The sequence below is a fragment of the Streptomyces sp. UC4497 genome (genome assembly GCF_054871485.1).
In genome coordinates this window covers 56,632-65,808 of the sequence record NZ_JBTYHB010000049.1, presented here as the reverse complement: position 1 = coordinate 65,808, position 9,177 = coordinate 56,632, and the positions used below count along the sequence as shown (strand labels likewise).

The window sequence follows — 9,177 nt, the reverse complement described above, 5'->3', positions numbered from 1 at the left end:
GGCCCCCCCACCGGCTGTGGCGCGGGGGGGGCCGGGGGTGTCCTGGGGGCGCGCCCCACTGCACAACCCCCCTGCACACCGGGGGCCACGTCTGCTCGGCTTTGCCTGGGTCGACGGTGGACGGGATGGGAGCTCCTCGCAACCACTCGCGGATCCGCACTCGGCAGCGCGACCCCTTCCCCCGGTGCCGGCCGATCCCCCGCCGGAGGCATCGTCTTTGACCGTGGCCGGTGTGTGTCGGGTGCTCGACTCATGATCCCGGCCTAACCACCCGTGGGCGCGCGTCGGCGCAGCGCCCGTAGCGCGGGCCGAAGGCATGAGCGCGAAGGGCAGCGGAGCCGGGAAGCGCGCCCGGCGGAGCGGAGCGCAGCCGGGGCTTGATGAGGTAGAGAAACCTGTAACAACCCCTGGGCCCTGGTCGGTTGGACTAGTTGCCTGCCGGGTCGGTGAGCTTGCGGCCGTCGTGGGTGCGGATGTGGGGCGCCATGTCGTTGGTGAGGGCGTCTGCGATGCGGATGCTGTAGGCCTCGCTCATGGCGTCCATGGCTTCGTCCGGGGCAAGCCAGCTGACGGCGGTCGACTCGTCCGAGAGCTGTTCGGTCCCGCCGTGGGGGCTGCATCGGAAGACCAGGGCGACAACCCCGAGGGGCATGTTCTTGTAGACCCCGGTCAGCCGCTCGACGTGCACCTTGATCCCGGTCTCTTCATAGACCTCGCGGCACACCCCATCCTCGATGGCCTCATTCCGCTCCAGCACTCCGCCCGGCGGCTCCCACCGCCCGTTGTCGGCGCGACGGATCGCCAACACGCGCCCGTCCTCGCGCACGACGACACCCGCCACGGATACCGAGTGGAGAGGCGTTGACGGCTTCATCAGGCTGAGCGTTGGCCGGTGGAAACCAGGCGGCTCGTGAAGCCTTCGTGGCACAGCCGCTCGTACGCCTGGATCACGTCGTCCGGCACGGGCTGGCTGATCATGAAGCCCTGTTCCGGGTAGATCAGCAGCCGCTGAAGTGCGCCCACGAGCATGTCGATGACCTTGCGGGCGTCTCCGATGGAATCGACGTACTCGCCGAACGTCATCGGGGTGGAAGCGCTGAGGAACTCGACCTCGGGCCACAGCTTCCGGGCCGTGGCGTACGCGCGCCTCTCCTCGTACGGCTTGCTGATCAGAAGCACGGAGGAGACGGGGATGCCGGCCGCTTCCAGCACGGCCTTCGAGAAGCGGATGTTCTCGCCGGTGTTCTTCGCCTCTGGCTCGACGAGCACGGCGGAGCTGGGTACGCCGAGTTCCAGCGCTCGGTCCCGGTAGTGGACGGCTTCGCCGCGTGGCATGAGGTCGCGCGTCGTCGGGCTGGTGGCTCCGGTGAACACAAGCAAGGGAGCCAAGCCGCGGTTGTAGAGGTCCACCGCCGTGTCGGCCACGCCCAGGTCGTGGCTGCCCAAGCCGATGGCGACCGAGCAAGGCCTGAGAGTGTGGCCCATCTGGTGGTAGTCCCACAGGCGTCGCGCGTCGTCCCATGCCTGCGTCGAGATCATTACTGCCCCTTCTCGCCCTTCGCGGAGTCCGGGACCTTGAAGTCGTACTCCCAGGCGAAGCGCGAAGCCGCGTGCACACCAATGGCGAATTCGACCACTGTGCCAGAGGCGGTGTAGGTCGTTCGATGCAGCTCTACGACAGGCTCACCGGGCGGGAGCTGCAAGAGCTTCACCTCGTCTGATGAGGGCGCCCGAGCGAAGATCTCTTCCTTCATGTGGTCAATCTCGTACCCGGCGTCATAGAGCACCTTGAAGCCGCCGCCGCGACCAGCGGGACCCGGAGTCGGGTCGACGATCCGCGTGCCTTCAACGTGTTCGGGCCGGTAGTAGCTCGTGAGGGTGTGAGTCGGCTGGTCGCCTTCCTTCACAACGCGGGCGCGCGCGTAGACCTCTGCGCCTTCGGGCAGTCCATGGGCGGCTGCGACGAGCGGCGGGGCTTCGACACGGCTAACAGTCTGGGTCTGCTCGTTGCGGTGGTAGCTGCGTCCCGATGCCACTCGGTCCGCGATGAACGCCACCTCGTCGCTGTCGCGCCACTTGGCCTTGTCGTATCGGGCGATGCCGAGCCTCTTGAGCGGCACCTGCTGTCGTACGACGGTGCCGTGCCCTCGGGATGACGTGACCAGACCTTCGGCCTCCAGAGCCTTGTAGGCCTGGTGGACGGTGGACTTGGAGCCCTCACCCTGGTCGACCAGTTCCCTGATCTGCGGAAGCTGTGCCCCCGGCGGGTATTTGCCCTGATCACCCCGCTTGATCTCCTCAGCCAGCTTGTCCGCTAGCTCCCGCCACTTGGACGCCATTGGGCGACTCCTCTCGACCAGTCCAGTCAAACACAGTCCCAGGACTGTTGACAGTCCCAGGACTGCGGGCAATAGTCGTTCTAACGAGTTCGCAGTCCTAGGACAGTGAACGGCGGGCCTTCTTTGGGCTGCGCCAACGCAACGACTCAGGGAGTAGCACATGCCGTCCTTCAAGATCGACCTTTCGACCGCTGTGGTGTTCGTGGCGACTGCGCCGGAACCGAAGCTGGTCAACAAGAAGACGGGTGAGCGGGCCGTGGACCGTGAAACGGACGCGCCGCTGTCGACGGTGGGCCTGCTGGTCTCGGACGAGGGTGACGGCAACCTGTACCAGGTGACCGTGCCGGAGACGGGGCTTCCCGAGGGCCTGGCGCCGGGTATGCCGGTGAGCGTGACCGGCCTGAAGGCCCGTGACTGGGAGAACACGTTCAACGGCGAGAAGCGGCACGGGATCGCGTTCCGTGCGATCGCGCTCACCCCGGGGGCCTGATCATGGCCGACCTGACCATGTGGCTGGAGGCGACGGGCGCTCTCGCGGGTGCGGGTGGCGTCGGCTACGCCAAGGTCCGTGCGCCGCGCGTGTACTGGGGAATGGTCGGTCTGCCGATGGCCTGGGGCCGGTTCTCGTTCTCGTACAAGAACACGATGGATGTGTGCGGGCTGACGGTGCAGCCGTCCGGCCTGCGGGCGTTCATGTCCCGCCGGATCGCTCGCGGTGAGGTTCAGCCGGTGGCGCCGAAGATCCGCCGGGTGCGGGGTACCTCGACCGGCCTTCGGGTCACGCTTCGTCTGCCTGCTGGCATGGAGCCCGCCGATATCGCGGCGGCCTCGGAGCGGCTGCGGCACGCATGGGGCGTCCATGCGGTCCACGTCCGCCCGACCAAGCCGGGGTACGTGGAACTGCGGATGACCGGCTTTGACCTGCTCAAGCGGGTGCAGATGCCGAAGAAGGCCGCGCCGCACGGGCTCGTGGTGCCGGTCGCGATCCGGGACGACGGGAGCGTGTACGAGCGGAACTACCGCGAGATCCCGCAAGCGCTCACCCTCGGGGCGAACCAGTCCGGCAAGTCCATGTATCAGCGCAACCTGATCAAGGGTCTTGCCCAACTGCCCGTCGCGCTGGTGGGGATCGACTGCAAGCGCGGGGTCGAGCAGAACCGCTACGCCCCGCGGCTGTCCGCCCTCGCGACCAACCCCGACGATGCCGCCTCGCTGATCGATGTACTGGTGGCGGAGATGGAGGACCGCTTCGATCTGCTGGCCAAGCACGGCGTATCGGATCTGTGGGAGCTTCCCGAGGACCTGCGCCCGGCGCCGATCGTGGTCCTGGTCGACGAGATCGCCGAACTGTTCCTGATCTCCTCGAAGAAGGATGAGGAGCGTCGCGAGCGGATCGTCACGGGCCTGATCCGGCTGGCCCAATTGTCCCGTGCGGTTGGTCTCTACCTGGAGATCTGTGGGCAGCGGTTCGGCTCCGAGCTGGGTAAGGGCGCGACCATGCTCCGTGCTCAGCTCACCGGCCGCGTGGTGCATCGGGTCAACGACAAGCAGACGGCGGAGATGGGGCTGAACGACGTGGCCCCGGAGTCGGTACCGGTGGCGTGCACGATCCCCGCCGACCGGCCCGGACAGGCCGTTGCCGCTGATGCTTCCGGCGGCTGGGGCCGCATCCGTACCCCGCTGACCACCGTGGACGAAACCGTCGCCGTCTGCCGCGAGTTCGCCCACCTGGCGCCGGACTTTCCGGCCCTCGATCCGTTCCGGCCGGCACCCGCGCCGGTTCCCGCGTCGACGATTCCGCCCCGGCCGACTACGGCCCCTGCGATCGGCTGACGCTCCCTCCCAATCCGGTTGGCGTGACCGTCTCGCGCCAGGTCCCTACCCCGCCCATGTCTGATCCGAGAGAGGAACCACGCTCATGTGCTCGACCTGCGCCGACCTCAGCATCACGTCCGCCCTCATCTCCGATCTGAGCGATTACGCCAACACCCCGGACGCCGACCCCGAGTTCGTCGAGGTCACCGCGTACGGCCTGGCTGTCGCCCTGTACGGCGCCTACGAGCCCGCGATGTACCCGCCGCCCGGCCACGGCTACCCCAGCGGCAACCGCTGACCGCCTGTCCGGGCCCGACCCCCGCTAGGAGGTGATGACGGTGAACCGCTCGATCCGTCTCGACGCCGTGCTCATCCAAGCCGTGATCGCCGGAGCCCTGTCCTTCTCCCACCTGCACGACCTGGCCGAAGCCGCCGGACAGTCCGGCTGGAAAGCCTGGGCCTACCCGATCAGCGTCGACCTGCTCTTGGTCGCGGCCTGGCGCCGACTGCGCACCGCTCGCGGTGACCGTGCCGCCTGGGCCTGGTTCGTGATCGCGCTGTTCGCCTCGCTCGGCGCCAACATCGCGACCGCCGGACTCCTCGACCTCGACCACGTTCCGGCCTGGCTGCGCATCGTTGTGGCCGGATGGCCCGCGCTCGCCTTCCTCGGCGGCACGCTCCTCGTCCACACACCGGCCGACACCACCCCGGCCGCGATGCCTGCGCCGGAGCCGACCGAGGAACCGACCCCGGTCGACGTGCACCGTGTCGACTCCGCGCCCGTACTCGACGAGCGTCCGGAGCCGACCGAGCCCGCTGAACTCCCGGCCTCCGAACCGTCCCCGACCCCGACCCCGAAGCCGGACCCGGTGAGCGTTCCGCCGGCACTTCTGGACCACGCCCGAAAGCTCGCCGACAAGCACCACCAGGCCACCGGCAACCCGCTCCCGGCCGCGAGCCTGCGCGCCCAACTCGGTCTGCCCGCACCGGTCGTCGACTCGATCGCCGCGCAACTCCAACTCACCTGACCAGGAAGGAGCACCACCCTCATGACCGCTTACCGGCGCTTCCGCAACGTCCGCAAGTTCGGCCCGGTCCAGGTCGCCACCTTCTACGACGGACGCGGAAGGGACCGCCACACCGCTGCCTGTACCGCGCCCCGCTGCGACTTCTCCACGGAGTACAACGACCGCTCCGCCGCCGAACTCGCCGCCCGCACCCACCGCTGCTCGGCCTAGGAGACCTCGTGGACGTCCCGCTCTGGCTCGCCGTGATCGTCGTCGGAGTCCTCGGCATCAAGCTCACCCGGCCGCCGCTCTGGCTCGTGATCCTGCTCCTGCTCGGCGGCTACCTCATCGCCCACAGCTTCCTCGGCCCGGCCGTCGGCTCCCTCATCAACTAGCCCACACCGGAAAGGAGTTCCGCCCGTGTTCACGCCGAAGATCCCGGTCAACGACCAGCCGACCGGCCAGACCATCCCGCTCAGCGGCGCCGCCATCGAGCACCACCAGGCCCCGGCGCCCGCACCGGTCGCCACGTCCCGGCCCACGGTCCAGCTCACCCCCGGCTCGCTGGCGCTCCTCGTCGGCGGCGGAACGGCTGCGGTCCTCGTGGTCGGCACCGTGCTCGTCTCCATGCTCCTCGCGGTCGCCATCACCGCTGGATCACTCGCGATCGTCGCACTCGTCGTCCGCTCGCTCATGAACCAAGAGCGCAAGTAACGCCCTCCGGGGCGGCCTCAACCGCCAAGTTTCCGCCGCCCCGGACGGCTACACCCCTCCAGATCCCACGGACCCGAAAGGGAAGTCTCATCATGGCCCAGCACACCCCTGCCCGCTCGCGCGTCTGCCGAGACTGCGACGGCTTCCCGACCGTTGCCGTATCCTCCGGCCTCGGCCGCGACCACGCCGGAAACCTGCACGTCATCAAGGTCACCTGCCGCACCTGCAAGGGCTCCGGCGTCGCGTCCGTCCGCACCCTCGCCCGCGTGGGGGTGACGGCATGAACGCCCTGAACATGAACGTGATGGCCCACCTCGACGCCGATCAGGCCTTCACCATCGACACCTTCCCCGGCGCCACGTCCGGGACCCCCTTCGTCAGCCTGCACATCGGCGAAGGCGCCGGGCGCATCACCCTGATGACGAGCGCGACGGACCTTGAAGGCCTGCACGCCCTGGCCATCACCGCCCTCGACGCGGCCCGGGCACTGGAAGAGATGATCGCTTCCACGGGCGAGGTGAGCGCGTGACCGACACCGCCACCATGGCGGGCCTGGACCCGACCACTCTCGCCGACGTGCTGAGGGTGGCCGGGTCCCCCGGCTTCGACCGCATCCAAGACCAGATCCGCCGCACCGGCGGTTGCTCCGACCCGATCCACCTCCAGGGCTCGACCGTCACCCGCGACCGCGCCACCGGCCAGGCTCTGTACTCGTACTCGACCGACACCGAGCCCGGCGGCAAGCTCCGGATCGCCTGCGGTAACCGCCGCGCCTCGCGCTGCCCCTCGTGTGCCTGGACGTACGCGGGCGACACCTACCACCTGATCCGCGCGGGCCTCGTCGGCGACCCGGCTAAGGGCACCCCGCCCACGGTCCGCGAACATCCCCGCGTCTTCGCCACGCTCACCGCCCCGAGCTTCGGCCCGGTCCACAACCGGCCCGGCACCCGGCCCTGCCGCTGCGGCACCCGACACCCGGAAGACGCACCCGAGTTGGGCACCCCGCTCGACCCGGACACCTACGACTACGCGGGCGCGGTGCTGTGGAACAACCACGCTTCCGAGCTGTGGCGCTACTTCACGATCTACCTGCGCCGCGAGATCGCCGCCCGCGCCGGACTCACCCAGAAGGCAGCAAAGGAACAGTCCCGGCTCTCCTTCGGCAAGGTCGCCGAGTACCAAAAGCGCGGCGCCATCCACTTCCACGCCGTGATCCGCTTCGACGGCACCGAAGGGCCGGACTCCCCACCGCCGCCCTGGGCAACCGTCGACCTCCTCACCGACGCGATCCGCGCGGCAGCTGCTCGCGTCCGCGTCGACCTGGACGCCTCCGGCGACCACCCGGCCCGAGTCCTGTGCTGGGGCGACCGCCTCGACGTGCAGACCATCAAGGCCTTCGGCGACGGCTCCGAGATCACAGAGGCAGCGGTCGCGTCGTACGTGGCCAAGTACGCGACCAAGGCCGCCGAGACGACGGGCACCGTGGACCGCCGCATCGGCAACAAAGAGGCCCTGGCCCTCCTCGACGTGCCCGATCACCCGCGCCGCCTCATCGAGGCCTGCCTCGACCTCCACGACACCTACCCCGATCGCAAGCTGCGCGACTGGGCGCACATGCTCGGCTTCCGCGGCCACTTCTCCACCAAGTCCCGCCGCTACTCGACCACTCTCGGCGCCCTGCGCCAGGTCCGCGCCGACTACCGCGCCGCCCAGCACCGCGCCGCACTCGGCCTGCCCGACCCCGACGAGATCGACGAGGGGACCACGCTGACGCTCGCCCACTGGACTTATGCCGGCCACGGCCACACCCCCGGCGAGTCCTGGATCGCGGCCAACGTCCGCCGCGACATCGAGCAGAACCGCGAACTCGCCCGCCAAGAACTGCCCGCACAACTCGACATGGAAGGAGCCACCACGTGACCACCGCAGCTTCCGACCTGCTGACCGTGCCCGAGGTCATGACGCGCCTCAAGCTAGGACGCTCCAAGGTCTACGACCTGATCCGAACCCGCCGTCTGCCCTCGATCACCATCGGCCGCTCTCGCCGGATCCCTGCCGACGCAGTGCAGGACTTCATCCGTGACCAGCTGGTGGAGGCTGCCTGATGGCGTCGCGCCGTAGCCGTGGTGACGGTGGCCTGCACTGGGATGAGAAGCGGCAGCGCTGGATCGCCACGGCAAGTCTCGGCTTCGATCCAAGCGGCAAGAGGATCGTCAAGCGGGGGAGTGGCCAGACCAAGACCGAGGCGAAGAACAAGCTCAAGGAGGTGTTGCGCGACCACGAGGACGGGCTTGCCATCGCGCCCACCAACTACACGGTCGCGGATGCGGTGAACGACTGGCTTGCGTATGGCCTCGCTGGGCGCGACGAGCGCACGATCGAAGCGGTCACCGGGTTGAGCCGAACCCACGTGATCCCGGGCCTGGGGGCACGCAAGCTTCGTGATCTCAGTGCCGAGGATGTCGACCGCTGGTTGGCCGTGAAGGCTCGAACGCTCAGCACGCGCACTCTTCAGGGCCTGCACTCCTGTCTGAACCGCTCGGTCAAGCGGGCCATGGCGCGGGACAAGGTGAAGCGCAATGTCGTCGAGCTGTGCGCCGTTCCGGCCGGCCGTCCGGGGCGCCCGTCCAAGGCGCTCACCTTGGTCCAGGCGGAGGCCGTGCTCAAGGCGGCTGAGGGGACCTCGATGTACGCGTACATCGTCGTCGCCCTGCTGACCGGTGCCCGCACCGAGGAACTGCGCGCGCTGACCTGGGACCACGTCTTCCTCAGCGGCAGGCCGGACGCCAATCCGCCGCAGCCCCCGCACATCGCCGTGTGGCGGTCGGTCCGGCGTGGAGGGGACACCAAGACGCGGAAGTCCCGGCGCACCCTCGCCCTGCCTGCGCGCTGCGTTGAGGTCCTGTGGGCCCAGTTCGAGGACCAGGGCTGGGATCGCCTCGCCGCTGGTGACGACTGGGAGGAGAACGGGCTCGTCTTCTCCTCGGCCGTCGGCAAGCCGCTGGATGCGACCAACGTCCGTCGGGCCTTCCGGGCGGCGCTCAAGGATGCCGAGGGGATCAACGCCGACGACTGGACTCCTCGGGAGCTGCGGCACAGCTTCGTGTCGCTGCTCTCCGACAGTGGCGTCCCCTTGGAGGAGATCTCCCGCCTCGTCGGCCACTCCGGGACCGCCGTGACTGAGGAGGTCTACCGGAAGCAGATCCGGCCCGTGATCCAGACCGGCGCGGTGGTCATGGACGGCATCTTCAAGCGGGATCTCAAGGCGTAGTCACGCAGATAGACACGCATGCAGAAACAGG

15 protein-coding genes are annotated in these 9,177 nt (G+C 68.9%); 12 read left to right on the top strand and 3 right to left on the bottom strand.

Features of this window, described 5'->3' with window-relative positions:
- Nucleotides 1-427: 427 nt before the first annotated feature.
- The 3 genes from ACYSUO_RS38760 to ACYSUO_RS38750 are packed head-to-tail and all read right to left on the bottom strand — an operon-like array spanning nucleotide 428 to nucleotide 2,339.
- On the bottom strand, nucleotides 428-874 hold the full coding sequence (locus ACYSUO_RS38760; RefSeq protein ID WP_461780906.1) for an NUDIX domain-containing protein: 447 nt from the start codon (nucleotides 872-874) through the stop codon (nucleotides 428-430).
- Nucleotides 874-1,539 carry a YdcF family protein gene (locus tag ACYSUO_RS38755; RefSeq protein WP_461780905.1) on the bottom strand — a complete coding sequence of 222 codons (666 nt, stop codon included), beginning with the start codon at nucleotides 1,537-1,539 and terminating at the stop codon, nucleotides 874-876. The genes ACYSUO_RS38760 and ACYSUO_RS38755 overlap by 1 nt, the downstream gene beginning before the upstream one ends.
- Nucleotides 1,539-2,339 carry a GntR family transcriptional regulator gene (locus ACYSUO_RS38750; protein WP_461780904.1) on the bottom strand — a complete coding sequence of 267 codons (801 nt, stop codon included), beginning with the start codon at nucleotides 2,337-2,339 and terminating at the stop codon, nucleotides 1,539-1,541. The genes ACYSUO_RS38755 and ACYSUO_RS38750 overlap by 1 nt, the downstream gene beginning before the upstream one ends.
- A gap of 160 nt (nucleotides 2,340-2,499) precedes the next feature.
- Between ACYSUO_RS38750 and ACYSUO_RS38745 the strand changes: the two genes are divergently transcribed.
- From ACYSUO_RS38745 to ACYSUO_RS38690, 12 genes are all read left to right on the top strand, one after another.
- Nucleotides 2,500-2,829, top strand: coding sequence for an SCO3933 family regulatory protein (locus ACYSUO_RS38745; RefSeq protein WP_461780903.1), 330 nt, complete (start codon nucleotides 2,500-2,502; stop codon nucleotides 2,827-2,829).
- Nucleotides 2,830-2,831: 2 nt separating this feature from the next.
- Nucleotides 2,832-4,172 (top strand): FtsK/SpoIIIE domain-containing protein, encoded by a 1,341-nt coding sequence (locus tag ACYSUO_RS38740; protein ID WP_461780902.1) that lies wholly within the window; start codon nucleotides 2,832-2,834, stop codon nucleotides 4,170-4,172.
- An 85-nt stretch (nucleotides 4,173-4,257) separates the two neighbouring features.
- Nucleotides 4,258-4,452, top strand: a complete 195-nt coding sequence (locus tag ACYSUO_RS38735) for a hypothetical protein (RefSeq protein ID WP_461780901.1) — start codon at nucleotides 4,258-4,260, stop codon at nucleotides 4,450-4,452.
- 40 nt (nucleotides 4,453-4,492) lie between these two features.
- Nucleotides 4,493-5,182 carry a DUF2637 domain-containing protein gene (locus ACYSUO_RS38730; protein WP_461780900.1) on the top strand — a complete coding sequence of 230 codons (690 nt, stop codon included), beginning with the start codon at nucleotides 4,493-4,495 and terminating at the stop codon, nucleotides 5,180-5,182.
- Nucleotides 5,183-5,203: 21 nt separating this feature from the next.
- Complete coding sequence (locus ACYSUO_RS38725) at nucleotides 5,204-5,392, top strand: mobile element transfer protein (protein WP_389282122.1); 189 nt, start codon at nucleotides 5,204-5,206, stop codon at nucleotides 5,390-5,392.
- A gap of 8 nt (nucleotides 5,393-5,400) precedes the next feature.
- Nucleotides 5,401-5,556, top strand: a complete 156-nt coding sequence (locus ACYSUO_RS38720; RefSeq protein ID WP_461780899.1) for a hypothetical protein — start codon at nucleotides 5,401-5,403, stop codon at nucleotides 5,554-5,556.
- Between the two features lie 25 nt (nucleotides 5,557-5,581).
- The gene (locus ACYSUO_RS38715) at nucleotides 5,582-5,875 is read left to right on the top strand and encodes a SpdD-like protein (protein WP_461780898.1); all 294 of its coding nucleotides are present in this window, start codon (nucleotides 5,582-5,584) and stop codon (nucleotides 5,873-5,875) included.
- A 92-nt stretch (nucleotides 5,876-5,967) separates the two neighbouring features.
- Nucleotides 5,968-6,159 (top strand): hypothetical protein, encoded by a 192-nt coding sequence (locus ACYSUO_RS38710; RefSeq protein WP_461780897.1) that lies wholly within the window; start codon nucleotides 5,968-5,970, stop codon nucleotides 6,157-6,159.
- Nucleotides 6,156-6,404: a hypothetical protein gene (locus ACYSUO_RS38705; protein ID WP_461780896.1), complete on the top strand. Its 249-nt coding sequence runs from the start codon at nucleotides 6,156-6,158 to the stop codon at nucleotides 6,402-6,404. Before ACYSUO_RS38710 ends, ACYSUO_RS38705 begins: the two co-directional genes overlap by 4 nt.
- Nucleotides 6,401-7,795 (top strand): replication initiator protein RepSA, encoded by a 1,395-nt coding sequence (gene repSA / locus ACYSUO_RS38700; protein ID WP_461780895.1) that lies wholly within the window; start codon nucleotides 6,401-6,403, stop codon nucleotides 7,793-7,795. The genes ACYSUO_RS38705 and repSA overlap by 4 nt, the downstream gene beginning before the upstream one ends.
- The gene (locus ACYSUO_RS38695; protein ID WP_461780894.1) at nucleotides 7,792-7,980 is read left to right on the top strand and encodes a helix-turn-helix domain-containing protein; all 189 of its coding nucleotides are present in this window, start codon (nucleotides 7,792-7,794) and stop codon (nucleotides 7,978-7,980) included. Before repSA ends, ACYSUO_RS38695 begins: the two co-directional genes overlap by 4 nt.
- Nucleotides 7,980-9,146: a tyrosine-type recombinase/integrase gene (locus tag ACYSUO_RS38690; protein WP_461780893.1), complete on the top strand. Its 1,167-nt coding sequence runs from the start codon at nucleotides 7,980-7,982 to the stop codon at nucleotides 9,144-9,146. Before ACYSUO_RS38695 ends, ACYSUO_RS38690 begins: the two co-directional genes overlap by 1 nt.
- Nucleotides 9,147-9,177 lie beyond the last annotated feature (31 nt).